The 23731-nt window shown below is 54.2% G+C and carries 23 protein-coding genes and 1 riboswitch; of the genes, 13 read left to right on the top strand and 10 right to left on the bottom strand.

What is annotated here, in order from left to right; translation table 11 throughout:
- Positions 1-388 precede the first annotated feature (388 nt).
- Both purH and purD read left to right on the top strand, forming a co-directional pair.
- Entirely contained in the window at positions 389-1978 is a 1590-nt protein-coding gene (gene purH, locus ACHHZ7_RS22895; protein ID WP_008787105.1) for a bifunctional phosphoribosylaminoimidazolecarboxamide formyltransferase/IMP cyclohydrolase, read from the top strand.
- 15 nt (positions 1979-1993) lie between these two features.
- Complete coding sequence (purD, locus tag ACHHZ7_RS22890; RefSeq protein WP_048227505.1) at positions 1994-3283, top strand: phosphoribosylamine--glycine ligase; 1290 nt, start codon at positions 1994-1996, stop codon at positions 3281-3283.
- Here purD and zraR read toward each other — a convergent pair.
- Both zraR and zraS read right to left on the bottom strand, forming a co-directional pair.
- Positions 3280-4605, bottom strand: a complete 1326-nt coding sequence (zraR, locus tag ACHHZ7_RS22885; RefSeq protein ID WP_060683072.1) for a sigma-54-dependent response regulator transcription factor ZraR — start codon at positions 4603-4605, stop codon at positions 3280-3282. The genes purD and zraR overlap by 4 nt on opposite strands.
- A 5-nt stretch (positions 4606-4610) precedes the next feature.
- Complete coding sequence (zraS, locus tag ACHHZ7_RS22880; protein WP_060683071.1) at positions 4611-5996, bottom strand: two-component system sensor histidine kinase ZraS; 1386 nt, start codon at positions 5994-5996, stop codon at positions 4611-4613.
- Positions 5997-6053: 57 nt separating this feature from the next.
- Between zraS and ACHHZ7_RS22875 the strand changes: the two genes are divergently transcribed.
- A complete protein-coding gene (locus ACHHZ7_RS22875) occupies positions 6054-6263 on the top strand; it encodes a hypothetical protein (RefSeq protein ID WP_008787108.1) in 210 nt (69 codons plus the stop codon).
- Positions 6260-6703: a zinc resistance sensor/chaperone ZraP gene (gene zraP / locus ACHHZ7_RS22870; protein WP_032945657.1), complete on the top strand. Its 444-nt coding sequence runs from the start codon at positions 6260-6262 to the stop codon at positions 6701-6703. Before ACHHZ7_RS22875 ends, zraP begins: the two co-directional genes overlap by 4 nt.
- A 61-nt stretch (positions 6704-6764) precedes the next feature.
- On the opposite strand, the gene ACHHZ7_RS22865 is transcribed toward zraP, so the two are convergent.
- The 6 genes from ACHHZ7_RS22865 to nudC all read right to left on the bottom strand — a co-directional run bounded on the left by ACHHZ7_RS22865 (position 6765) and on the right by nudC (position 11130).
- A complete protein-coding gene (locus ACHHZ7_RS22865; RefSeq protein ID WP_032945667.1) occupies positions 6765-7457 on the bottom strand; it encodes a DUF1481 domain-containing protein in 693 nt (230 codons plus the stop codon).
- A gap of 11 nt (positions 7458-7468) precedes the next feature.
- Positions 7469-7741 carry a nucleoid-associated protein HU-alpha gene (gene hupA, locus ACHHZ7_RS22860; protein WP_001044509.1) on the bottom strand — a complete coding sequence of 91 codons (273 nt, stop codon included), beginning with the start codon at positions 7739-7741 and terminating at the stop codon, positions 7469-7471.
- A gap of 186 nt (positions 7742-7927) precedes the next feature.
- Entirely contained in the window at positions 7928-8518 is a 591-nt protein-coding gene (locus tag ACHHZ7_RS22855) for a YjaG family protein (protein ID WP_003842015.1), read from the bottom strand.
- Positions 8519-8551: 33 nt separating this feature from the next.
- Positions 8552-9232, bottom strand: coding sequence for a deoxyribonuclease V (nfi, locus tag ACHHZ7_RS22850; RefSeq protein WP_060683070.1), 681 nt, complete (start codon positions 9230-9232; stop codon positions 8552-8554).
- A 9-nt stretch (positions 9233-9241) separates the two neighbouring features.
- The gene (gene hemE / locus ACHHZ7_RS22845; protein ID WP_003826889.1) at positions 9242-10306 is read right to left on the bottom strand and encodes a uroporphyrinogen decarboxylase; all 1065 of its coding nucleotides are present in this window, start codon (positions 10304-10306) and stop codon (positions 9242-9244) included.
- A 50-nt stretch (positions 10307-10356) separates the two neighbouring features.
- Positions 10357-11130: an NAD(+) diphosphatase gene (gene nudC / locus ACHHZ7_RS22840; protein ID WP_003033074.1), complete on the bottom strand. Its 774-nt coding sequence runs from the start codon at positions 11128-11130 to the stop codon at positions 10357-10359.
- Positions 11131-11226: 96 nt separating this feature from the next.
- Here nudC and ACHHZ7_RS22835 point away from each other — a divergent pair, with 96 nt between their 5' ends.
- From ACHHZ7_RS22835 to thiH, 7 genes are all read left to right on the top strand, one after another.
- Positions 11227-11715, top strand: a complete 489-nt coding sequence (locus ACHHZ7_RS22835; protein ID WP_003826892.1) for an Rsd/AlgQ family anti-sigma factor — start codon at positions 11227-11229, stop codon at positions 11713-11715.
- A 50-nt stretch (positions 11716-11765) separates the two neighbouring features.
- Positions 11766-11888, top strand: a riboswitch (TPP riboswitch).
- 83 nt (positions 11889-11971) lie between these two features.
- On the top strand, positions 11972-13870 hold the full coding sequence (gene thiC, locus ACHHZ7_RS22830; protein ID WP_032945653.1) for a phosphomethylpyrimidine synthase ThiC: 1899 nt from the start codon (positions 11972-11974) through the stop codon (positions 13868-13870).
- The gene (thiE, locus tag ACHHZ7_RS22825) at positions 13870-14505 is read left to right on the top strand and encodes a thiamine phosphate synthase (RefSeq protein ID WP_060683069.1); all 636 of its coding nucleotides are present in this window, start codon (positions 13870-13872) and stop codon (positions 14503-14505) included. The genes thiC and thiE overlap by 1 nt, the downstream gene beginning before the upstream one ends.
- The gene (locus ACHHZ7_RS22820; protein WP_003826902.1) at positions 14498-15256 is read left to right on the top strand and encodes a HesA/MoeB/ThiF family protein; all 759 of its coding nucleotides are present in this window, start codon (positions 14498-14500) and stop codon (positions 15254-15256) included. Before thiE ends, ACHHZ7_RS22820 begins: the two co-directional genes overlap by 8 nt.
- Positions 15237-15437: a sulfur carrier protein ThiS gene (gene thiS, locus ACHHZ7_RS22815; protein ID WP_016155307.1), complete on the top strand. Its 201-nt coding sequence runs from the start codon at positions 15237-15239 to the stop codon at positions 15435-15437. The genes ACHHZ7_RS22820 and thiS overlap by 20 nt, the downstream gene beginning before the upstream one ends.
- 1 nt (position 15438) lies before the next feature.
- Entirely contained in the window at positions 15439-16209 is a 771-nt protein-coding gene (thiG, locus tag ACHHZ7_RS22810; protein ID WP_032945651.1) for a thiazole synthase, read from the top strand.
- Positions 16206-17339, top strand: a complete 1134-nt coding sequence (gene thiH / locus ACHHZ7_RS22805; protein WP_060683068.1) for a 2-iminoacetate synthase ThiH — start codon at positions 16206-16208, stop codon at positions 17337-17339. The genes thiG and thiH overlap by 4 nt, the downstream gene beginning before the upstream one ends.
- Before the next feature lie 119 nt (positions 17340-17458).
- On the opposite strand, the gene cspG is transcribed toward thiH, so the two are convergent.
- Positions 17459-17671 (bottom strand): cold shock protein CspG, encoded by a 213-nt coding sequence (gene cspG / locus ACHHZ7_RS22800; protein ID WP_003033098.1) that lies wholly within the window; start codon positions 17669-17671, stop codon positions 17459-17461.
- Positions 17672-18763: 1092 nt separating this feature from the next.
- On the opposite strand from cspG, the gene ACHHZ7_RS22795 reads away from it, so the two are divergent.
- Together ACHHZ7_RS22795 and ACHHZ7_RS22790 are read left to right on the top strand one after the other, a co-directional pair.
- Complete coding sequence (locus ACHHZ7_RS22795) at positions 18764-19069, top strand: PTS sugar transporter subunit IIB (protein WP_003033102.1); 306 nt, start codon at positions 18764-18766, stop codon at positions 19067-19069.
- Positions 19070-19073: 4 nt separating this feature from the next.
- Positions 19074-19391: a PTS lactose/cellobiose transporter subunit IIA gene (locus ACHHZ7_RS22790; RefSeq protein WP_008787121.1), complete on the top strand. Its 318-nt coding sequence runs from the start codon at positions 19074-19076 to the stop codon at positions 19389-19391.
- A gap of 102 nt (positions 19392-19493) precedes the next feature.
- Here ACHHZ7_RS22790 and rpoC read toward each other — a convergent pair whose 3' ends face one another.
- A complete protein-coding gene (gene rpoC, locus ACHHZ7_RS22785; RefSeq protein WP_003826919.1) occupies positions 19494-23717 on the bottom strand; it encodes a DNA-directed RNA polymerase subunit beta' in 4224 nt (1407 codons plus the stop codon).
- Positions 23718-23731 lie beyond the last annotated feature (14 nt).

The following is a 23731-nucleotide window of genomic DNA, read 5'->3' as shown; positions in this document are numbered from 1 at the left end:
AACCGAACCGGCTGTTTGTGTGAAGTGATTCACATCCGCCGTGTCGATGGAGGCGCATTATAGGGAGTTTCCTGCGGCCCGCAACCCTTAAATGACAGAAAAATGACTGACTGCTGCATTCCACAGCGAAACCCCGCTTTATACCCATTTACGCACAGAGTTATCCACAAACCATACGATCGTTTCTACGATCCTCTCGTTATATCAGCCTCCTTCAACAGAAAAAGAAGAGGTCAAAATCGAAAATTAAAAATTCGCGAGCGTTGCGCAAACGTTTTCGTTACAATGCCCCCGCAAAACAAGGATGCCCCGTAAGGGGCGTTAGCTGAGTTTTTAGCCAAGAATTCACCTAACGCTCTCTGTAATAGTCAAATCCAGGGGATTTACCATGCAACAACGTCGTCCAGTCCGCCGCGCTCTGCTCAGTGTTTCTGACAAGGCCGGTATCATCGAATTCGCTCAGGCACTTTCCGCACGTGGTGTGGAGCTGCTGTCTACAGGTGGCACTGCGCGCCTGTTAGCGGAGAAAGGTCTGCCAGTGACCGAAGTTTCCGATTACACCGGCTTCCCGGAAATGATGGATGGACGCGTGAAGACCCTGCATCCGAAAGTCCACGGTGGCATTCTTGGTCGTCGCGGTCAGGATGACGGAATTATGGAACAGCACGGTATCGCCCCTATCGATATGGTGGTTGTAAACCTGTATCCGTTCGCCGAGACAGTGGCACGCGAAGGCTGCTCGCTGGAAGATGCGGTAGAGAACATTGATATCGGCGGCCCGACCATGGTGCGTTCCGCAGCCAAGAACCATAAAGACGTAGCGATCGTTGTGAAGAGCAGCGACTACGACGCCATTATTAAAGAGATGGATGCCAACGAAGGCTCCCTGACTCTGGAAACCCGCTTTGACCTCGCGATTAAAGCCTTCGAACACACCGCCGCCTACGACAGCATGATTGCCAACTACTTCGGCAGCATGGTTCCGGCTTACCACGGTGAGAGCAAAGAGGCCGCCGGTCGTTTCCCGCGTACGCTGAACCTGAACTTCATTAAGAAGCAGGATATGCGCTACGGCGAGAACAGCCACCAGCAGGCTGCCTTCTATATAGAAGAGAATGTTAAAGAAGCGTCCGTTGCCACCGCGCAGCAGGTACAGGGCAAAGCGCTTTCCTACAACAACATCGCCGATACCGACGCGGCGCTGGAGTGCGTGAAAGAGTTCAGCGAGCCAGCCTGTGTGATCGTTAAGCACGCTAACCCGTGCGGCGTGGCGGTAAGTACCTCTATTCTCGACGCTTACGACCGCGCCTATAAAACCGACCCAACCTCCGCGTTCGGCGGCATCATCGCTTTCAACCGCGAACTGGATGCCGAAACCGCGCAGGCAATTATCTCCCGTCAGTTCGTGGAAGTGATCATCGCCCCGTCCGCAACCGAAGACGCACTGAAAATCACCGCCGCCAAACAGAACGTTCGCGTTCTGACCTGCGGTCAGTGGGCACAACGTGTACCGGGCCTGGACTTCAAACGCGTTAACGGCGGTTTGCTGGTTCAGGACAGGGATCTGGGGATGGTGAGCGAAGGCGAACTGCGCGTGGTGTCCAAACGTCAGCCGACCGAGCAAGAGCTGCGCGATGCACTGTTCTGCTGGAAAGTCGCCAAGTTCGTGAAATCCAACGCCATTGTTTATGCCAAAGAGAACATGACTATCGGCATAGGCGCAGGCCAGATGAGCCGCGTGTACTCCGCAAAAATCGCCGGGATTAAAGCGGCTGACGAAGGTCTGGAAGTGAAAGGCTCAGCAATGGCCTCTGACGCCTTCTTCCCGTTCCGCGATGGTATTGATGCTGCCGCCGCCGTTGGCGTGAGCTGCGTTATCCAGCCCGGTGGTTCTATCCGTGATGACGAAGTCATTGCCGCTGCCGATGAACACGGTATCGCGATGATCTTTACCGACATGCGCCACTTCCGCCATTAATCCACGGAGCAGACGATGAAAGTATTAGTGATTGGCAACGGTGGGCGCGAGCACGCCCTGGCCTGGAAAGCCGCACAGTCCCCGCTGGTTGATACCGTTTTTGTCGCACCGGGTAACGCCGGTACCGCACTGGAGCCCGCGTTGCAGAACGTGGCTATCGGCGTCACCGATATTCCAGCTCTGCTGAGCTTTGCCCAGAACGAGAAAATTGACCTGACCATCGTCGGCCCGGAAGCGCCGCTGGTGATTGGCGTGGTCGATGCGTTCCGCGCCGCTGGCCTGAAGATCTTCGGGCCAACCGAAGGTGCTGCACAGCTGGAAGGCTCCAAAGCCTTCACCAAAGATTTCCTCGCCCGTCACCAGATCCCGACGGCGGAATATCAGAACTTCACTGAGATTGAGCCAGCGTTGGCCTATCTGCGTGAGAAAGGCGCGCCGATCGTCATCAAAGCTGACGGCCTGGCTGCTGGTAAAGGCGTTATCGTGGCGATGACGCTGGAGGAAGCAGAAGCCGCCGTTCATGACATGCTGGCAGGTAACGCTTTTGGCGATGCGGGCCACCGTATCGTGATCGAAGAGTTCCTCGACGGCGAAGAAGCGAGCTTTATCGTAATGGTCGACGGTGAGCACGTGCTGCCGATGGCCACCAGCCAGGACCACAAACGCGTAGGCAACGGCGACACTGGCCCGAACACCGGCGGTATGGGTGCTTACTCACCAGCACCGGTGGTAACTGATGAAGTGCATCAGCGCACCATGGAACGCATTATTTGGCCAACCGTAAAAGGTATGGCGGCGGAAGGGAATACCTACACCGGTTTCCTGTACGCGGGTCTGATGATCGACAAACAGGGCAATCCGAAGGTTATCGAGTTCAACTGCCGCTTCGGCGATCCGGAAACCCAGCCGATCATGCTACGCATGAAATCGGACCTGGTGGAGCTTTGCCTGGCCGCCTGCGACGGCAAGCTGGATGAGAAAACCTCCGAGTGGGACGAACGCGCCTCGCTGGGTGTCGTCATTGCTGCCGGAGGTTATCCGGGCAACTACAACACCGGAGATGAGATCCACGGTCTGCCGCTGGAAGAAGTAGAAGACGGAAAAGTGTTCCATGCGGGCACTAAACTCGCCGAAGACGATCGTGTGTTGACCAGCGGTGGTCGCGTGCTGTGCGCCACCGCCCTGGGTCATACCGTGGCTGAAGCGCAGAAACGCGCTTACGCCCTGATGACCGACATCCGCTGGGATGGCAGCTTCAGCCGTAACGACATCGGCTGGCGCGCCATTGAACGCGAGCAACGCTAACGCGAAATTTTCGCCAGCAGCGTTTTACGCGTAATGCCTAACTGACGGGCGGCTTCCGTTTTATTGCCGCCCGTTTTTTCCAGCGCCGCCAGAATCACCTCTTTTTCGACATCCACCAGCGGTTGGATCTCGCCACTGAATTCCGTTTTTATCGGCGTCGCGGCAATCGCCATCGGCAGCTCGCGTTCGGAAATATATTCTCCCGTCAGCAGCACCACCGAGCGCTCAATCGCATTTTCCAGCTCACGAATATTGCCCGGCCAGTCGTAGTGGATCAGCAGATCCATCGCCTGCGGAGTAAAGCCTTTCACCGCTTTACGGTTACGCGCGGCAAAACGCTGGAGAAAATGTTCGGCTAACAGCGGAATATCTTCCCGGCGCTGGCACAGCGCTGGCATTTCAATGGTGACGACGTTCAGGCGATAGTAGAGATCCTGACGAAAGCGCCCGGCACTGACTTCCTCGGCCAGATTACGATGCGTGGCGGCGATCAGCCGGACATCAACCGCAATAGTCTGATTGCTACCAACACGCTGCACTTCTCGCTCCTGGATAGCCCGCAGCAGACGTACCTGCATCAGCGGTGAAATATCACCGATTTCATCAAGAAATAACGTGCCGCCATCGGCTTCCACAAAGCGACCTTCCCGCCGTTTATCCGCCCCGGTAAACGCCCCTTTCTCGTGACCAAAAAGTTCGGACTCCAGCAGCGATTCATTAAGCGCCGCGCAGTTGAGCGTCACCAGCGGTTTATCGCGACGGGCGCTGCTGGCATGCAGCGCCCGGGCCACCAACTCTTTCCCCGTACCGGAGTCTCCGTGAATAAGCACCGTAGCATCCGAGGGCGCAACCATCGCGATTTCATTGAGCAACTTCTGCATCGCCGGACTGCTGCCAATCATGCCAAACTGCGCAGCCGACGCCGATGGCAGTTCAGCGCCCGTTTCCCGCGTATGCGCCAGCGCCTTTTCCAGCGTCTCCTGCAGACGGTCAAAATCCAGCGGCTTGATTAAGTAGTCCAGCGCCCCGGTTTTAAGCGCCTCAACGGCGGTCTCCACACTGGAAAACGCCGTCATGATCAAGACCGGAATCGCCGGATTCAGCGCTTTAATCTCTTTCAGCGTTGCGATGCCGTCCATCTCCGCCATGCGTACATCACACAGCACTAAATCAAATACGCGTTCGCGCACCTGTTCCAGCGCCGCTCGCCCGCTATAGGCCAGCGCGACCTCATAACCCCAGCCGCGCAGCAGCGCCTGTAAAATGGTGCAGTGGCTAATATCGTCATCTACCACCAGAATATTGATTTTTCCGCGCGTCATCCTTGTTAATCCTGTTGTTTCGCTTTGGTCGGCAGCCAAAGGATAAAGGTCGCGCCTTTGCCCTCAACGCTTGCCACCTGAATGGTGCCACCGTGCTGTTCGATAATGTTCTGCACTACCGCCAGCCCGAGGCCGGTTCCGTCAGCTTTGGTCGTAAAGTAAGGCGTAAAAATGGCCTCCAGCTGTTCCGCCGCAATCCCCTTCCCACTATCGGTAACCACAATTTTAACGCGATCGCCGCTGCTTTCATTCGCTTCAACCGTGATCGTGCCCTGACGACCAATCGCATGAATGGCGTTCAGATACAGATTCAACAAAACCTGAGTCAGTCGGTCAGGATCGGCCTGGATAGCGGGCAGCGTAGAATTGGCCGAAAAGCGGAGCTGGATTTCCCGGCTTGCCGCATCCTGACTCACCAGGTGTAATGAGTGGGTGATAACCTCATTGAGATCCACCTTTTGCAGCGTCAGATGTGCAGGTTTCACCAGCTCCAGCAACTCGCTCACCACCCGATTTAAACGATCCGCCTCTTTCGCCATCACCTGTGCCAACTCGTGCGACTCGCCTCCTGCCGGGGTTCGCTCGGCAAAATACTTCGCTAACCCTTTGATCGATGAAAGCGGGTTACGAATTTCATGTGCCACCCCAGCCGCAAGATGACCGAGTGCTAACAGTTTTTCTTTACGCTTCATCGCATCCTGGAGTTCTTTGTACGAGCGCTGATAGCGCTGATACCAGAAGAACGTCAGCACGGTGGCCAGCAACACAGCCGCCAGCGCAGAGAGGACTATCAGTGTATTACGCCACTCCCTTGCCTGAGTCGCTGTCAAATCGCTGGCATCAAAGGCGATAAATATGGTTTGTGCTGGGGTGATAAGCTGCCCGTCATTACTGGCACAGCGCGCCATGCCGTGGCGTCCTGGACCATACATCGGCTGAAACTGGCGATAAATTTCCAGTGCTGGCGTTTTTTCACCATCCCTCGCTGGAATTTCAATATTCCGCCAGCTTTCTTGCTCCCCAGGGCTAAGCTGTCGCAGGACATCCGATGAATAGAGCGTTTTGCCGACCATCGCGGAATTGCTGTGGGTAATAATGACACCATGCTCATCGACGACAGCAAACCATAGCACGCCAGGCTGTACAGCCATTTCCTCCAGTAGCGTCTGCTGCTGGGCATGATGCATGCGCATCCCCATGCCTACGCGCGTACCAGACTCCAGAGCGCGAATGAGCACGCTGCCTTTTTCCAGTAGCGTTTGCCGCGCGGCACCACTTTCCCGCCCATAGTCCCGAATGGTCATAATCGAAAACCAGCCGACCAAAACCAGGATTGCCGCTAGCAAGAGTCGGCTCAACCACTTTGCCACCGTATCCTTATAAAGACGCATACGCTCTCCCTTCACCCCGCTTGTTCCTTTCATCGTTGCAGGTATACAGCAGAAATCATGCCATTTTTTCCCCCTGATAACCCTGCCCTCAGACACAAACAGCTGAAAGTAACGGGTAAAAATGACTCGCTGACGCGTTCTGGCGAGTCATTTTTACTCGTTTCCCTGCAAAGACGGCGGGTACAACGCCCGCAGGACTGGGATTGCCGCTTTGGCACGGAAGATGCAAAAGGGAATGTAAGTAACCAACAGGAGAACGAACGATGAAACGGAACAACAAACTGGCACTGATTGCACTTTCTCTTATCGCACTTGGCTCCACCCCGGTACTGGCACAGAATCACTGGGGATATGGCGACGGAATGCAGCAACGGGGCGGTACGCCAATGACCGCTGAGCAGCAGGCTGCCGCACAGAAAATCTATGATGATTATTATTCCCAGACCAGCGCGTTGCGCCAACAGCTGACATCCAAACGTTATGAGTACAATGCACTATTAACGGCCAGCTCGCCGGACACGGCAAAAATTAACGCCGTTGCAAAAGAGATGGAAGCGTTGAATCAGTCTCTGGACGAGCAGCGCGTTAAACGTGATGTCGCAATGGCGCAGGCTGGCGTGCCACGTGGCGCGGGAATGGGCTACGGCGGATGCGGCGGTGGCGGTAACCATCGCGGCGGCGGCCATATGGGAATGGGCCACTGGTAAAAGACTTAATGCCTGATGACGCTATACGGATCAGGCCTGCTGATTTCCTGTATTCAGGTTTTCAGAAAGTTTTGGCTGTAGGCTGCCAGTGACAAAAATCTTCATTGGCGACCAGCAGTAGCTGCGACCCTTCGGGCGCTTCCAGCCATGCCACACTCACCTCTACGGATGAATGTCTCTGGCGGCGCTCGATATGGTTTATCGCCCACGACTCCAGGTCTGGCTTCAGCGTTTCACCTTCACAGGTTGTGACCGTGTTATCCGCATGCCAACGTCCCTGACGCAATATCACCCGCCCCTGACGCAGCGCATCGCTGGTCTGGCGAATTTGATCGGCTCGATAGCGGTAAAGCGCGATTTGATCGCTGGAAAGCTGCTGCTTTTGCCCGTCGACTTCACGCTGCATGAAGCTCAGTTCGCCCCGGTCATCGAAGCGTATACGGACATGTTCAGCCGGTTTACTGTAAACGTTGAGTTCTATCAGAGAGAGCGAATCACCCTGCCAGCGGTATTCACTGGTAGTGGTTTCGCCTTTACGCCACGGACTAAATACCGAGAGCAAGTGAACATCGTCACCGGAGTCTTTACGCCAAATGCGTACCGCCCCCTGATCGCCAACATAGCCGCTGGCCGTGAAAGGAGGAAGCTCAGAATGGCTACCGCAGGCAGACAGTAACAGAACACCTGAAAGCCAAAGCGTATGACGCCAGATGGACAAAAGGGGCGAAACCGCCCCTTCGTTAAAACTGTTCACTGCCACGCGAATTACTTAACCGCGTCTTTCAGTGCTTTACCAGAAACAAATGCCGGTACGTTAGCTGCGGCGATTTTGATTTCTTTACCGGTCTGCGGGTTGCGGCCAGTGCGCTCAGCACGGTGGTTCACTTTGAAGGTACCGAAACCAACCAGTTGTACAGCATCGCCTTCTTTCAGAGACTCAGTAATAGCAGCCAGAGTGGATTCCAGAGCAGCTTTAGCCTGTGTTTTAGACAGTTCTGCTTTGTCTGCAATTACATCAATCAGTTGAGTCTTGTTCATAAGTTATCCTTACAATGTGTTTATCGCTTGCTAAGCATCGAGTGCGACGGAAATGCCAGAAAAGCACTCTCCTGCATACACGCACCGATAGCCACTTTTTTTCGCCCCCCAAATGTAGACCAGACCGGGGGCGGATGGGAAGCCTTCAGGCACGACAAATCAGGCGTTAAATCACGTTTTGTGGTGTCATTGCTGAAAATTTATACCAATATTGCTCTCGCCAGCCTCGCGCAGGTCTGCACGCAGCCCTTTTATCAGCTCAATATCGCGTTCTTCACAGTCGGCTAAAAGTCGGAAAATTTCCCACTGAATATCCCATTCTTGCTCAACGGCAGGGTTCTCTTTGAGCTCTTCATCGGTCATTTCGCGACCAGCCTGAGTCATTTCCAGCATCGCAACCGTCGTAATCGAAGCCTTACTCACTTCGATTGCATGCTCCAGCGTTTCACCGCTAAGACGCGAATGCATCAGTTCGCTTAATGCCACACAGGCATCAATCGCCGGATAAACACCGTACAGATCGTAATCGTCTGCAGAAGGAATGGCCTCTTCAAATTTTTCCAGCTGGCTGTCGAAATTGATTTTCGCGTCTTTAACCGTCAGCGCTTCCCAAATCAGATCCAGAATTCGGCGGTAAATCTGTCCATCGCCAAATTCAGTTTGCTTGCAGAACATGGCGTAGTTTGGGTACATGCGTTCGCACAGACAAGCCATAAACGTGACGTGCTGCCAGCTTTCCAGCTTCTCCAGACGCAGGTGAATCGGATTTTGTAACATGATGAGTTCTCAAATACGGAAATTAGCCGCAGTTTACCCGATATGGGGCGTTTTTGCTGCAAGCCGAGTAAAAGCCGGGCGTTCGGATGCCACCGCATCTGCCCAGCGTGTGGGTTCCGGCAAACGATAGCCGTTCATACAGCGTTGAACCCACGCCAGTGCGCTGTCCATACTCACGCGGTGGCCCGTGGAAATAAACAACGGGTTACAGCGCGCTTTGCTGCGCCAGACCCATGCCAGTTGTTCACCTTTATCCAGCAACGGCGCTAGCGCACCAGGTTCAGCAGCGAGCGGTTCAAACTTGCCGCACAGCCGCTTTTTCGCCACGCCGATCGTCGGGACATCCACCAGCAGGCCAAAATGGCTGGCCACGCCCAGACGACGCGGGTGAGAAATGCCATGACCGTCAACGAACAGCAGATCTGGCTTGTGCGAGAGCAGTTGCCAGGCGGCCATCAGCGCGGGAGTTTCACGAAAGGAGAGAAAACCGGGAATGTAGGGCATGGTGGTGGCGATACGCGCCACCTTGTATTCGACCAGTTCAAGCGTGGGATACTTCAGTAAGACCATCGCGGCTCGCGTCACTTCGCCACCCTGCTCAAACCCAACGTCCGCCCCGCCGATCAGATCCGGCGGATCGGTCTTCAGACGATCCTCGCGGATCACTGAAGAGGCCAGTTCAAGCTGCTGCGCGCGTAATGACGCGAGATCCATGATGACTCCTTAGCGGTGGTACTGTTCGGACAACCGATGTACCGCCTCCACAAAGACACCCGCATGTTCTGGCGGGACGTCCTGATGAATGCCGTGGCCCAGGTTAAAGACATGCCCTTCACCCTGACCGAATCCGGCCAGAATTGTCGCCACCTCTTCTTCGATGCGGGCTGGCGGCGCATACAGCATGGACGGATCCATATTGCCCTGGAGCGCCACTTTATGACCTACACGACGACGCGCATCGGCAATGTCAGTGGTCCAGTCGAGACCTAACGCATCACAGCCGGTTTCCGCCATCGCTTCCAGCCACTGACCACCGCCTTTGGTAAACAGCGTCACCGGTACGCGACGACCTTCGTTCTCGCGCAGCAGGCCATCAACGATTTTGTGCATGTAGTACAAAGAGAACTGCTGATAGTCGCGACCGGTCAGCACGCCACCCCAGGTGTCGAAAATCATCACCGACTGCGCACCCGCTTTGATCTGCGCGTTCAGGTACAGCGTGACGCTCTTCGCCAGCTTATCAAGCAGCAGATGCAGCGCTTTAGGATCGGCGTACATCATCTTTTTAATCACGGTGAAGGCTTTGCTGCTGCCGCCTTCAACCATGTAGGTCGCCAGCGTCCACGGACTACCGGAGAAGCCGATCAGCGGCACTTCGCCTTTCAGTTCACGGCGGATAGTACGCACCGCGTTCATCACGTACCCCAACCCATCTTCCGGATCCGGGATCGGCAGTTTGTCGACGTCAGCCTTGCTGGTAATTGGAGAGGTAAAGCGTGGACCTTCTCCTGCTTCAAAATACAGCCCGAGTCCCATCGCATCCGGGATCGTCAGGATATCCGAGAAGAGGATCGCGGCATCAAGTTTATAGCGACGCAGCGGCTGCAACGTGACTTCGCAGGCCAGCTCGGCATTTTTGCACAGCGCCATAAAATCGCCCGCTTCGGCACGGGTAGCTTTGTATTCCGGTAGATAGCGGCCTGCCTGGCGCATCATCCATACCGGAGTGACATCAACGGGCTGGCGCAGCAGCGCACGCAGATAACGATCGTTCTTCAGTTCGGTCATTTTTGCAGTTCCTTATTGCGTCAGTCCATCAGTGTATCACCACTCGCTCTTTACTCGTACTCAGCCCGACACATTGCCACAGTGTCTTCAATCAATCGACGCGCGACTGTACCCGGCGGGGGTAAGAGCGGTAAGTCGTCATAGCGATACCAGTTCGCTTCCAGCAGCTCTTTCGGGTCGATGACGATTTCGCCGCTATCATACTCCGCCATAAATGCGGTCATCAAAGACTGTGGGAATGGCCACGGCTGAGAAGTGACATAGCGCAGATTTTTCACCTTAATCCCGCTTTCTTCCATAACTTCACGCGCCACCGCCTGTTCTAAGGTCTCACCTACTTCGACAAAACCCGCCAGTACGGTATGCACGCCGTTACGATGGCGAACATGTTGGGCAAGCAGGATGGAATCATCTCGGCGAATAGCGACGATTATGCACGGGGCAATTTGCGGGTAATAACGTTCACGGCAGTGGCTACAGAGCATCGCCCACTCCGTTTTACTCGGGTGCATGGGATGGCCGCAGTAGCCGCAGAATTTATGCGAGCGATAGAACTCCGCCAGCTGTACGCCGCGTCCGGCCAGTTGAAACAGGCCAACGTCCTGGTCAATGACCTGGCGCACCGACCCCATATCGTGTCGACGCTGCTGCTGCACCAGCCAGACAGTCTCCCCTTCCCACTCGCCTATTGGCAGCGCGCGCTGACCAATCAGATCAAAACGGGCTGCGTCGCCATAAGGTAGCTCGCCATGAGGTAACCATAACTTTTGCTCATGACTGACGATCCACCAGCCGCTATCTAATTTTTCAATTATACGATCCATATCTCTTGCGCAACCTTTGCTTCACAGGCATGTTGTTTACATTATTTTTACATTTACGGGTGAGCAGTTCCTAAACACCATCTTGCGGAGTCAATCATGTTAAACCAGCTGGAAAGCCTGACGGAGCACGTCGGAGGAAGTAATAAACTGGTTGATCGCTGGCTACATGTACGTAAGCACCTGCTCGTGGCTTACTACAATCTGGTTGGCATTAAGCCTGGCAAAGAATCGTACATGCGACTCAATGAAAAAGCGCTGGATGATTTTTGTCAGAGCCTGGTCGATTACCTCTCCACCGGACACTTCAGTATTTATGAACGTATTCTCCATAAATTGGAAGGGAACGGGCAGCTTTTAAAAGCCACAAAAATTTGGCCGCTGCTGGAAGCCAATACGCAGCTGATCATGGACTACTATGACTCCAGCCTGGAAACTGCGATTGATCATGATAACTTCCTTGAATTTCAACAGGTTTTATCGGATCTCGGCGAAGCACTGGAAGCCCGATTCGTGCTGGAAGATAAGCTGATCATGCTGGTATTTGACGCGATGCACGAGAGCAGCACTCTCAAACGTCATGCTTGAGATTTACGGCATTAACGCGTAGTTTACATTCATTACCTCTTTACTGAGGTTACTTCTTGTCGGAGTGCTTATTTTCCACAGCAGCATGAGTGGAAAAGGCTGAGACCGTTAATTCGGGATCCGCGGAACCTGATCAGGTTAAAACCTGCGAAGGGAACAAGAGTCAATCTACAATAGCATCGCCTCCGGGCGAGCTTCTCTCTTGCTTCATCCGTCGTCTGACAAGCCATATCCTTACTTTTATTTGGAATGAGCTATGTCTGCCACTACTAAACCATCACGCCGCGAACAGCGCGCCCAGGCCCAACATTTTATCGATACCCTGGAAGGGACCGCCTTCCCTAACTCAAAACGCATTTATATTACCGGTTCGCAGCCGGATATCCGCATTCCGATGCGCGAAATTCAGCTCAGCCCAACGCTGACTGGCGGCACAAAAGACAACCCGCAGTTCGAAGAGAACGAAGCCGTTCCGGTATACGACACCTCCGGACCGTATGGCGATCCTGACGTGGCGATTAACGTCCAGCAGGGTCTGGCAAAGCTGCGCCAACCGTGGATTGCGGCGCGTAACGATAGCGAAGAATTAGACGACCGGAGTTCCGCTTATACCAAAGAACGTCTGGCCGACGATGGCCTGGACGAGCTGCGTTTCACCGGCCTGCTGACGCCAAAGCGCGCCAAAGCGGGTAAGCGAGTCACCCAACTGCACTACGCCCGCCAGGGAATAGTGACCCCGGAGATGGAGTTCATCGCCATCCGTGAAAACATGGGCCGCGAGCGCATTCGCAGTGAAGTGCTGCGTCACCAGCATCCGGGGATGAACTTTGGTGCACGCCTGCCGGAAAACATCACGCCGGAATTCGTGCGTGATGAAGTGGCCGCGGGCCGCGCGATTATTCCTGCCAACATCAACCACCCGGAATCCGAGCCGATGATTATCGGTCGCAACTTCCTGGTGAAGGTTAACGCCAACATTGGTAACTCTGCCGTCACCTCCTCCATTGAAGAGGAGGTAGAGAAGCTGGTGTGGTCGACGCGCTGGGGCGCTGACACGGTGATGGATCTCTCCACCGGTCGCTATATCCACGAAACCCGCGAGTGGATCCTGCGTAACAGTCCGGTACCGATCGGTACTGTGCCGATCTACCAGGCGCTGGAGAAGGTCAACGGGATCGCCGAAGATCTCACCTGGGAAGCCTTCCGCGACACGCTGCTGGAGCAGGCCGAACAGGGCGTCGACTACTTCACCATTCACGCGGGCGTGCTGCTGCGCTACGTGCCGATGACTGCCAAACGCCTGACCGGCATTGTCTCACGCGGCGGTTCAATTATGGCGAAATGGTGCCTTTCTCATCACAAAGAGAACTTCCTGTACGAACATTTCCGCGAGATTTGCGAAATCTGCGCCGCCTACGACGTCTCTTTGTCGCTGGGTGACGGCCTGCGCCCGGGTTCAATTCAGGATGCGAACGACGAAGCGCAGTTCTCCGAGCTGCATACGCTGGGCGAGCTGACCAAAATCGCCTGGGAATACGACGTGCAGGTGATGATAGAAGGCCCGGGTCATGTGCCCATGCATATGATCCAGCGCAACATGACTGAAGAGCTGGAGCACTGCCATGAAGCACCGTTCTACACTTTAGGACCGTTGACCACCGATATCGCGCCGGGCTACGACCACTTCACTTCCGGGATCGGTGCGGCGATGATCGGTTGGTTTGGCTGCGCGATGCTGTGCTACGTCACGCCAAAAGAGCACCTCGGCCTGCCGAACAAAGAAGATGTTAAACAAGGGTTGATTACCTACAAGATTGCCGCCCATGCAGCTGACTTAGCAAAAGGTCATCCGGGCGCGCAGATCCGCGATAACGCCATGTCGAAAGCGCGCTTCGAATTCCGCTGGGAAGACCAGTTTAACCTCGCGCTCGACCCGTTCACCGCCCGTGCCTACCACGATGAAACCCTGCCACAAGAATCCGGTAAGGTCGCCCACTTCTGCTCCATGTGCGGGCCGAAGTTCTGCTCGATGAAAATCAGCCAGGAGGTTCGCGACTACGCTGCTGCACAAACGATTGAAGTCGGCATGGCAGATATGTCGGAGAACTTCCGCGCCAAAGGCGGCGAAATCTACCTCAAAAAAGAGGAGGCGTAATGTACCAGCCTGATTTCCCGACCGTGCCGTTTCGCCTCGGGCTTTACCCGGTGGTGGACAGCGTGCAATGGATTGAACGCTTGCTGCAGGCGGGCGTATGCACGATCCAACTGCGCATTAAAGATAAGCGTGATGAAGAGGTCGAAGCCGACGTTATGGCCGCCATTGAACTGGGGCGTCGCTATGACGCCCGCCTGTTTATCAACGACTACTGGCGTCTGGCAATTAAGCACCGCGCTTACGGCGTACATCTGGGCCAGGAAGATCTTGAAACCACTGACCTGAAGGCGATTCAGGCGGCGGGGCTGCGCCTGGGGGTCTCCACTCACGATGATATGGAAATCGACATCGCGCTCGCCGCTAAGCCTTCTTATATCGCGCTGGGTCATGTTTTTCCCACGCAAACCAAACAGATGCCTTCCGCCCCGCAGGGACTCACGCAACTGGCAAACCATATTGAACGACTAGCGGATTACCCGACCGTCGCCATTGGCGGTATCAGCCTTGAGCGCGCCCCGGCGGTACTGGCGACCGGCGTCGGCAGCATTGCCGTGGTCAGCGCCATTACCCAGGCGGCTGACTGGCAGGTCGCCACGGCCCAACTACTGGATATCGCGGGAGTGGGCGATGAATGACCGCGACTTTATGCGTTACAGCCGGCAGATCCTGCTCGGCGATATCGCCATTGAAGGCCAGCAAAAGCTACTCGATAGCCATGTGCTGATTGTCGGTTTAGGCGGGTTAGGTTCGCCTGCCGCGCTGTATCTGGCGGGAGCAGGCATCGGAAAATTGACGCTGGTAGACGATGACGACATTCATCTGAGCAACCTGCAGCGCCAGATCCTGTTTACCACTGATGATATCGCACGTTCAAAATCGCAGGTTGCCCAGCAGCGCCTGACGCGGCTCAACCCAGATATCGAGCTGGTGTCACTCCAGCAGCGACTGAAAGGCGATGCGCTTCGGCATGCGGTAGCGCGTGCCGATGTGGTGCTCGACTGTACCGATAACATGGCCACGCGCCAGGAAATTAACGCCGCCTGCGTAACGCTCAACACCCCGCTCGTCACCGCCAGCGCCGTCGGCTTTGGCGGCCAACTGATGGTGCTGACGCCCCCGTGGGAACAAGGATGTTACCGCTGCCTGTGGCCGGACGATGTAGAGCCCGAACGCAACTGCCGTACCGCCGGTATCGTCGGACCAGTTGTGGGCGTGATGGGCACCTTGCAAGCGTTGGAAGCGATTAAATTGCTCAGCGGTATTGAGACGCCCAGCGGAGAGCTACGCCTGTTTGACGGTAAAACCAGCCAGTGGCGCAGCTTCGCACTACGACGCGCCAGCGGCTGCCCGGTATGCGGAGGGCAACATGCAGATTCAGTTCAATGATGAGCCGATGCAGTGCGCCGAAGGACAAACCGTCAGTGGGCTGCTCACTGCGCTTAATCAGCTTAAACCGGGCGCGGCGCTGGCGCTCAATCAGCAGATCCTCCCGCGCGAGCAGTGGGAGCAGCAAATCGTGCAGGAAGGCGACCAGATCCTGCTTTTTCAGGTTATTGCAGGGGGTTGATATGTTACGTATTGCCGACAAAACGTTTGATTCGCATCTGTTCACCGGCACCGGAAAGTTTGCTTCATCGCAGCTGATGGTCGAGGCGATTCGCGCCTCCGGCAGCCAACTGGTAACGCTGGCCATGAAGCGCGTGGATTTGCGTCAGCACAACGATGCCATTCTGGCGCCGCTGGTAGAAGCTGGTGTGACGCTGTTGCCCAACACTTCGGGGGCAAAAACCGCTGAAGAGGCGATTTTTGCTGCCCAGTTAGCGCGTGAAGCGCTGGGCACAAACTGGCTGAAATTAGAAATCCATCCGGACGCCCGCTGGCTGTTACCCGATCCAATCGAAACATTGAAAGCCGCAGAAGCACTGGTGAAAAAGGGCTTCGTGGTACTGCCTTACTGTGGCGCAGATCCGGTGCTGTGCAAACGGCTGGAAGAAGTAGGCTGTTCTGCAGTCATGCCGCTCGGCGCGCCCATCGGTTCTAATCAGGGGCTGGAAACCAAAGCGATGCTGGAGATTATTATCCAACAGGCGACCGTGCCGGTGGTGGTTGATGCAGGCATCGGCGTCCCCAGCCACGCCACGCAGGCGCTGGAAATGGGCGCCGACGCGGTGTTGGTCAATACGGCAATCGCGGTAGCCGACAGCCCGGTGATGATGGCAACCGCCTTCCGTCTGGCCGTTGAAGCTGGCTTGCTGGCACGCCAGGCGGTACCAGGAAGCAAAAGTTCGCAGGCAAGTCCCACCAGCCCGTTAACCGGATTCCTGGAGGCCTTCGCATGAAAACGTTCAGCGACCGCTGGCGACAGATGGACTGGGACGACATCCGCCTGCGTATCAACGGTAAAACCGCCGCTGACGTGGAGCGCGCCCTCAACGCTTCGCATCTTAGTCGCGACGATCTGATGGCATTGCTCTCTCCTGCCGCCGCCGATTATCTGGAGCCGCTGGCGCAGCGGGCGCAGAAGCTCACCCGTCAGCGTTTTGGTAACACGGTGAGCTTTTACGTGCCGTTGTATCTCTCCAACCTTTGCGCCAACGACTGCACCTACTGTGGTTTTTCGATGAGCAACCGTATCAAACGCAAAACGCTGGACGAAGATGAGATAATACGGGAGTGTGCGGCTATCCGTGAGCTGGGCTTTGAGCATCTGCTGCTGGTCACCGGTGAACATCAGGCAAAAGTGGGGATGGATTACTTTCGTCGCCATTTGCCCGCCATTCGCCGCCAGTTCGCCTCTTTACAGATGGAGGTACAGCCGTTGTCAGAGGCTGAATATGCAGAGCTGAAGACGCTGGGGCTGGATGGCGTGATGGTGTATCAGGAGAGTTATCATGAGGCAACTTACGCTCGTCACCATTTAAAAGGGAAAAAGCAGGATTTCTTCTGGCGCCTGGAAACGCCGGACAGGCTGGGCCGCGCAGGGATCGACAAAATCGGTCTTGGCGCGTTGATTGGTTTGTCCGACAGCTGGCGGGTTGATTGCTATATGGTGGCTGAACATCTGCTATGGATGCAGCAGCATTACTGGCAGAGCCGTTACTCTATCTCCTTCCCTCGCCTGCGCCCATGCACCGGAGGCGTTGAGCCTGCATCGATCATGGATGAGCGACAGTTGGTCCAGACCATTTGCGCGTTTCGTTTACTGGCGCCAGAAATTGAGCTGTCGCTCTCCACCCGCGAATCGCCATGGTTTCGTGACCATGTGATCCCGTTGGCGATCAACAACGTCAGCGCCTTCTCAAAAACCCAGCCCGGTGGTTATGCCGATAACCACCCCGAACTGGAACAGTTCTCCCCACACGACGATCGTCGCCCAGAAGCCGTTGCTGAAGCACTCATGGCCCAGGGTTTACAGCCCGTGTGGAAAGACTGGGACAGCTATCTGGGGCGCGCTTCACAGGTACCGTAGGTCAGGAGCAATCGCATAAACAAAAAAACCCGCTTTCGCGGGTTTTTTCTTCACTGACACTTAACTGCTCGGGCTCTGGCCTTCATCGCTATCGTAAGCGCTCGTGAAATTATCGGCGATTACAGCGCGACAACGTTAACAGCAGACGGGCCTTTAGCGCCATTCTCCACGGAGAACTCCACCTTTTGACCTTCATCTAACGTTTTAAAATCGTTACTCTGGATAGCGGAGAAATGCACAAACACATCCTTGCTACCGTCCTGAGGAGTGATAAAGCCGAAGCCTTTATCAGAGTTAAACCATTTTACTAAACCAGTCATTTTGTTAGACATAGATACTTCCTTTCATGTTTTTGAGCCGCTTATGCAGCGAAGATGGCCTGTTTTGCAGAAATTAACTTATGGGGCACTTAGGGAGGAGGCTCATGAAGAAGAGTATCTGAGGATAACGCTTGAACTGAGAACTGCTTTACTAAAACTGCTTGCATAAGGTCTGTGTTCCAAACCGATGCCGCTATAGTAGACCTACTTCTAATCATTAAGCAAGCATTAATTTTTTTAATACCCACTGAGTGATGCAATGTTGAACCATCGCGGCTAAGCATCCTGGATAACAGCTTGATCTACAATGAACAAAAGCCCCGACTATTGCAGTCAGGGCTTTACGTTACTACACACTTCAAATTTAACATTAATAAACTTAACGATTTAATACTGCTGATGGTACTACTTTAAAATGTACACGTTTACTATAGATAATATTGGATATTGATACTAACTAAAGCTTTCCTCTATTTACCGTTAAACATATTCCACCCGCTTGATAATAGAACTCAAGGCTGGTGACCTAAACAAGTACACTTCCCCTCGCGACATATACTCTTTGATGCGTTGCCTTATTTCCCTTGTGATAACCAGAAAAGCAGAATCACAAATATTTACTATAAAATCATGGCGTTACATCGTCGCGTTTTACTGACTTTTTGCGATTAGATATATCAACTACGTGGCCTGAAAGCATTGTCGAAGTGAAAAGATAGCGTTTTCAGCATCGACTATCCCATACAAAAAATACTTCGTGGCCTTTATCGCAAACCCCAATCAAGCTCTACTAACACTTACTACGTTAACAGCAAACTACAATTTCTCCGCTGTTAAGTATTAACATACGGGTTTAAAAAACGCTGTCAATACTGTTTTTTATAACATGTCTTTATTGACAGTAATTATATATTCCAGCATGTGATAAGCGAGTCAAAAAGCCGCTGGCCCTGGTCCAGATCGCAGGGTTCTGCCTCTTTTTGTAACCGGTTTCAGAAAAAGCGGCTTTCTTTGTGATGCCTTGCACACAATCGTTGCAAAGCAGTTGTTGCTATAGCTGGCTCGCGATAATTATCAACTCACACATGTTGATCGAGACTGCTTATGAAAAACATCGTTTTATGCTGTGCCGCCGGAATGTCCACCAGCATGCTGGTGCAAAGGATGAAAGATGCCGCCCAGAAAAAAGGCGTCGACGTCACTATCAAAGCCGTCCCGGTGGCCGAGTTTGAAGAGAATATCGCTACAGCGGATATCGTTTTGCTCGGTCCACAGGTTAAGTATGAACAGGCCAAGCTACAGGCGATCGCCGACCCACTAGGCAAAAAGGTCGCCGTTATCGACATGATGGATTACGGCATGATGAAAGGCGATGCGGTACTGGATAAGGCGCTGAAACTACTGGAGTGATGGTATGGAAGAGTTAGAAACGATCATCATGGAGTTATTGGTAAACGCTGGCGCTGCACGCAGCCAGGCCCTGACGGCACTGCAACTGGCGCGTAAGGGTGATTTCGCCGGTGCAGAACAAGCGATGACGGAATCACGCGAGTACGTCAAACAAGCGCATAAAATCCAGACCCAGCTGATCGGTATTGACGAGGGCACCGGCAAACTACCGGTTAATCTCATCACCGTCCATTCGCAGGACCACCTGATGAATGCCATGGTGATTCAGGATCTGGCCGGCGATATGATTGAGCTTTATCGGCGGTTACCACCGATAAATTAATGACACTGCCGGATGGCTTCGTAGACCTGATAAACGCCATCAGAAATAACATAGACATAAAAAAACCCGCCGAAGCGGGTTTTTTATTATGGTCGGCAACGATTAATCGTTGTCAGAACCGCCCAGGCCTGCGTTCAGCAGTTCTGCCAGGCTGGCAGACGCATCTTCAGCAGTTACCTGCGGTGCAGCTGGCAGTTCGCCCGCTGCGCGACGGCGCATACGATCCTGGTGGTACGCATAACCAGTACCTGCCGGGATCAGACGACCCACGATGACGTTCTCTTTCAGACCGCGCAGTTCATCACGTTTACCTGCAACAGCTGCTTCGGTCAGGACACGCGTGGTTTCCTGGAACGATGCTGCAGAGATGAAGGACTCGGTTGCCAGAGACGCTTTGGTGATACCCAGCAGATCGCGGGAGAACGTTGCACCCACTTTGCCGTTCGCTTCCAGCTCGCGGTTTGCGATCTTGACGCGGGAGTATTCAACCTGCTCGCCTTCCAGGAAGTCGGAGCTACCAGCGCTTTCGATGGTGGCTTTACGCAGCATCTGACGAACGATAACTTCGATGTGTTTATCGTTAATCTTAACACCCTGCAGACGGTATACGTCCTGAACTTCGTTAACGATGTAACGAGTTACAGCATGCACACCACGCAGACGCAGGATGTCGTGCGGCGCTTCCGGACCGTCGGAAACTACGTCACCACGTTCTACACGTTCACCTTCGAACACGTTGAGCTGACGCCATTTCGGAATCATCTCTTCGTACGGTTCGCTACCGTCTACCGGGGTGATAACCAGACGACGTTTACCTTTGGTTTCTTTACCGAAGGAAATGATCCCGCTGATTTCAGCCAGGATTGCCGGCTCTTTCGGACGACGTGCTTCGAACAGGTCCGCAACGCGCGGCAGACCACCGGTGATATCCTTGGTACCGCCGGATTCCTGCGGAACACGCGCCAGGGTGTCACCAGAGCTGATCTGTACGCCATCTTCCAGCTGAACAATCGCTTTACCCGGCAGGAAGTACTGAGCAGGCATATCGGTGCCTGGGATCAGAACGTCGTTGCCCTGAGCATCAACAATTTTCAGTGCCGGACGCAGGTCTTTACCACCCGCAGTACGCTCTGCAGAATCCAGAACCACCAGAGAAGACAGACCGGTCAGCTCGTCGGTCTGACGAGTAATGGTCTGGCCGTCGATCATGTCAGTGAAGCGGACGAAACCACTCACTTCGGTGATAACCGGCATGGTATGCGGATCCCAGTTTGCTACGGTTTCGCCGCCAGCAACCTGTTCGCCATCACCTTTCGCCATAACGGAGCCGTAAGGCACTTTATAGCTTTCTTTGGTACGGCCGAATTCGTCGATCAGTTTCAGTTCGGTGTTACGTGAGGTGATAACCAGTTTACCGCTGGAGTTCACAACCGACTTCGCGTTGCTCAGACGGATGCTACCTTTGTTTTTCACCTGGATGCTGGATTCAGCAGCCGCACGAGATGCCGCACCACCGATGTGGAACGTACGCATCGTCAGCTGTGTACCCGGTTCACCGATGGACTGTGCCGCGATAACGCCGATTGCTTCACCTTTGTTGATGATGTGGCCACGCGCCAGGTCACGACCGTAGCAGTGCGCACATACACCAAAGTCGGTGTCACAAGATACAACGGAACGGACTTTAACGGAGTCAACGGAGTTCTCTTCCAGCAGATCACACCACTGTTCGTGCAGCAGCGTGTTGCGTGGAACCAGAATATCCGCCGTACCCGGCTTCAGAACGTCTTCAGCAGTTACACGACCCAGAACGCGATCGCGCAGCGGCTCTTTAACGTCACCACCCTCGATAACCGGGGTCATGGTGATGCCTTCCAGAGTGCCGCAATCGTCTTCAGTAACAACCAGGTCCTGCGCGACGTCAACCAGACGACGAGTCAGATAACCGGAGTTCGCTGTTTTCAGTGCGGTATCCGCCAGACCTTTACGAGCACCGTGAGTAGAGATGAAGTACTGGAGTACGTTCAGACCTTCACGGAAGTTCGCGGTGATTGGCGTTTCGATGATGGAGCCATCTGGCTTCGCCATCAGACCACGCATACCGGCCAGCTGACGAATCTGTGCTGCAGAACCACGCGCACCGGAGTCGGCCATCATGTAGATGCTGTTGAAGGAAACCTGCTGCTCTTCTACGCCGTCACGGTTAATAACGGTTTCGGTTTGCAGGTTATCCATCATCGCTTTGGATACACGATCGTTCGCCGCAGCCCAGATATCGATAACTTTGTTATAGCGTTCGCCTGCGGTTACCAGACCAGACTGGAACTGCTCCTGGATCTCAGCAACTTCAGCTTCCGCTTCAGAGATGATCTCGTGTTTCTTCTCTGGGATGACCATGTCATCAATACCAACAGATGCACCTGAACGCGCTGCATATGCAAAGCCGGTGTACATTGTCTGGTCAGCGAAGATAACGGTCGGCTTCAGGCCCAGAATGCGGTAACAGGTGTTCAGCATTTTGGAGATAGCTTTCTTGCCCAGCGCCTGGTTGACGATGGAGAAAGGCAGACCTTTCGGTACGATCATCCACAGAATGGCACGGCCAACGGTCGTGTCTTTCAGGCTGGTTTTCGCAACGAATTCGCCGTTTTCATCTTTTTCATATTCGGTGATACGCACTTTAACGCGCGCATGCAGAGAGGCCAGACCTGCGCGATAGATACGCTCAGCTTCTTTCGGGCCAGTCAGCACCATGCCTTCGCCTTTGGCGTTAACACAGTCACGGGTCATGTAGTACAGACCCAATACAACGTCCTGAGACGGAACGATGATAGGTTCGCCGTTCGCCGGAGACAGGATGTTGTTGGTAGACATCATCAGCGCACGCGCTTCGAGCTGGGCTTCCAGCGTCAGCGGTACGTGAACAGCCATCTGGTCACCATCGAAGTCGGCGTTATATGCCGCACAAACCAGCGGGTGCAGCTGGATAGCTTTACCTTCGATCAGTACCGGTTCAAATGCCTGGATACCCAGACGGTGCAGTGTTGGTGCACGGTTCAGCAGTACCGGGTGTTCGCGGATAACTTCGTCCAGGATATCCCAAACGACAGCTTCTTCACGCTCAACCATTTTCTTAGCGGCTTTGATGGTGGTGGCCAGGCCACGCAGTTCCAGCTTGCCGTAGATGAACGGTTTGAACAGTTCCAGTGCCATTTTCTTCGGCAGACCGCACTGATGCAGACGCAGGTATGGACCTACGGTGATTACAGAACGACCGGAGTAGTCAACACGCTTACCGAGCAGGTTCTGACGGAAACGACCCTGCTTACCTTTGATCATGTCGGCCAAAGATTTCAGAGGACGTTTGTTAGAACCGGTGATCGCACGACCGCGACGACCGTTATCCAGCAGGGCGTCAACCGCTTCCTGCAGCATACGTTTTTCGTTGCGTACGATGATGTCCGGCGCAGCCAGATCCAGCAGACGCTTCAGACGGTTGTTACGGTTGATAACGCGACGATACAGATCGTTCAGATCCGACGTTGCGAAACGACCACCATCCAGCGGAACCAGCGGACGCAGATCTGGCGGCAGAACCGGCAGAACGGTCAGGATCATCCACTCTGGCTTGTTGCCAGACTGTACGAAGGCTTCCAGCAGTTTGATACGCTTGGTCAGCTTCTTACGCTTGGTTTCGGAGTTGGTTTCGTTCAGCTCTTCGCGCAGAGTTTCACACTCTTGCTCCAGATCCATGCTCTTCAGCAGGGCCTGAATAGCTTCCGCACCCATCTTCGCGTCGAATTCGTCACCGAACTCTTCCAGCGCGTCCAGATACTGCTCTTCAGTCAGGATCTGTTGACGTTCCAGGTTAGTCATACCGCCTTCGATAACTACATAAGATTCGAAGTACAGTACGCGCTCGATATCGCGCAGCGGCATATCAAGCAGCAGACCGATACGGGACGGCAGAGATTTCAGGAACCAGATGTGAGCAGTCGGAGACGCCAGCTCGATGTGGCCCATACGCTCACGGCGTACTTTAGTCTGGGTCACTTCAACGCCGCACTTCTCACAGATCACACCACGGTGTTTCAGGCGCTTGTACTTACCGCACAGGCACTCGTAGTCTTTTACCGGCCCAAAGATACGGGCGCAGAAAAGGCCGTCACGTTCAGGTTTGAACGTACGGTAGTTAATGGTTTCCGGCTTCTTAACTTCACCGAAAGACCATGAACGGATCATGTCTGGCGAGGCCAGAGCAATTTTGATCGCATCAAACTCTTCGGTTTTAGTCTGCGCTTTCAGAAACTTTAATAAATCTTTCACGGATTTGCTCCCGT

It is taken from the genome of Citrobacter freundii complex sp. 2024EL-00216 (genome assembly GCF_043945515.1).
In the GTDB taxonomy this organism is placed as follows: Bacteria; Pseudomonadota; Gammaproteobacteria; order Enterobacterales; family Enterobacteriaceae; genus Citrobacter; species Citrobacter portucalensis.
The sequence above is the reverse complement of the archived record's forward strand: the minus strand, read 5'-3'. Positions and strand labels throughout refer to the sequence as shown.

Bases quoted from the DNA above. Each gene is read 5' to 3' on its own strand.
- purH (WP_008787105.1), top strand. From the start codon at position 389: ATGCAACAACGTCGTCCAGTCCGCCGCGCTCTGCTCAGTGTTTCTGAC.
- purD (WP_048227505.1), top strand. From the start codon at position 1,994: ATGAAAGTATTAGTGATTGGCAACGGTGGGCGCGAGCACGCCCTGGCC.
- zraR (WP_060683072.1), bottom strand. From the start codon at position 4,605: ATGACGCGCGGAAAAATCAATATTCTGGTGGTAGATGACGATATTAGC.
- zraS (WP_060683071.1), bottom strand. From the start codon at position 5,996: ATGCGTCTTTATAAGGATACGGTGGCAAAGTGGTTGAGCCGACTCTTG.
- ACHHZ7_RS22875 (WP_008787108.1), top strand. From the start codon at position 6,054: ATGCCATTTTTTCCCCCTGATAACCCTGCCCTCAGACACAAACAGCTG.
- zraP (WP_032945657.1), top strand. From the start codon at position 6,260: ATGAAACGGAACAACAAACTGGCACTGATTGCACTTTCTCTTATCGCA.
- hupA (WP_001044509.1), bottom strand. From the start codon at position 7,741: ATGAACAAGACTCAACTGATTGATGTAATTGCAGACAAAGCAGAACTG.
- ACHHZ7_RS22855 (WP_003842015.1), bottom strand. From the start codon at position 8,518: ATGTTACAAAATCCGATTCACCTGCGTCTGGAGAAGCTGGAAAGCTGG.
- nfi (WP_060683070.1), bottom strand. From the start codon at position 9,232: ATGGATCTCGCGTCATTACGCGCGCAGCAGCTTGAACTGGCCTCTTCA.
- hemE (WP_003826889.1), bottom strand. From the start codon at position 10,306: ATGACCGAACTGAAGAACGATCGTTATCTGCGTGCGCTGCTGCGCCAG.
- nudC (WP_003033074.1), bottom strand. From the start codon at position 11,130: ATGGATCGTATAATTGAAAAATTAGATAGCGGCTGGTGGATCGTCAGT.
- ACHHZ7_RS22835 (WP_003826892.1), top strand. From the start codon at position 11,227: ATGTTAAACCAGCTGGAAAGCCTGACGGAGCACGTCGGAGGAAGTAAT.
- thiC (WP_032945653.1), top strand. From the start codon at position 11,972: ATGTCTGCCACTACTAAACCATCACGCCGCGAACAGCGCGCCCAGGCC.
- thiE (WP_060683069.1), top strand. From the start codon at position 13,870: ATGTACCAGCCTGATTTCCCGACCGTGCCGTTTCGCCTCGGGCTTTAC.
- ACHHZ7_RS22820 (WP_003826902.1), top strand. From the start codon at position 14,498: ATGAATGACCGCGACTTTATGCGTTACAGCCGGCAGATCCTGCTCGGC.
- thiS (WP_016155307.1), top strand. From the start codon at position 15,237: ATGCAGATTCAGTTCAATGATGAGCCGATGCAGTGCGCCGAAGGACAA.
- thiG (WP_032945651.1), top strand. From the start codon at position 15,439: ATGTTACGTATTGCCGACAAAACGTTTGATTCGCATCTGTTCACCGGC.
- thiH (WP_060683068.1), top strand. From the start codon at position 16,206: ATGAAAACGTTCAGCGACCGCTGGCGACAGATGGACTGGGACGACATC.
- cspG (WP_003033098.1), bottom strand. From the start codon at position 17,671: ATGTCTAACAAAATGACTGGTTTAGTAAAATGGTTTAACTCTGATAAA.
- ACHHZ7_RS22795 (WP_003033102.1), top strand. From the start codon at position 18,764: ATGAAAAACATCGTTTTATGCTGTGCCGCCGGAATGTCCACCAGCATG.
- ACHHZ7_RS22790 (WP_008787121.1), top strand. From the start codon at position 19,074: ATGGAAGAGTTAGAAACGATCATCATGGAGTTATTGGTAAACGCTGGC.